The sequence below is a fragment of the Oleiphilus sp. HI0061 genome (assembly GCF_001635675.1).
This window is the reverse complement of record NZ_LWFE01000278.1, coordinates 1-553: the sequence shown is the minus strand read 5'-3', so window position 1 is coordinate 553 and position 553 is coordinate 1. Positions and strand designations below refer to the sequence as shown.

The following is a 553-nucleotide window of genomic DNA, read 5'->3' as shown; positions in this document are numbered from 1 at the left end:
AGTAGCGACAAGGGTTATTCACCACAACGTGTATATCAATGTGTTCAGCTAAAGCTTTGATAACAGCCAGCATTCTAGGAGGCAAGGCTGACAGGCCAAATACGAAGATTCGTTCGGGTAACTGAAGTTCCGCCCCTTTAGGTAGCGCTCTAATACAGGACTCCAGCCTGGTCAGCAGACTGGAACGATGCTGTCGTTGCGCCAAGGGCAAGTCAGGATAAACGCTACACCACAAGTCAGCCTGCCAAGCTTCCAATTCGGTAAATTGAGGACTACTGTAGTCTTTGGAATCCAGGCCGCTAGCAAGGCTCTTTATCGGCTTGCCTTGCTCCCATGCTTGCAACCATTCTGGGCGGTAGTTTTGATAGCCATCAAAAACGTCGGCTATGACACTCGCCATATCAAACACTAAAGACTGGGATAGCGCTTCATCGCCAGCGTTACCCAGCGCAGGCTCAGCACTCCCCTCATCAGTGTTTGGTGATAAGCTCTTGGCATAACGCCGTAAGCGCTGATATTCGGGCTGGGCAAGCTTACTCGGCAATTGTTCAAA

General features: G+C 50.3%; 1 protein-coding gene. It reads right to left on the bottom strand.

The annotated features are described in order from the left end of the window. The coding region (locus A3735_RS03590) for an exodeoxyribonuclease V subunit gamma (protein ID WP_197485637.1) at nucleotides 1-553 on the bottom strand (553 nt) is incomplete at both ends.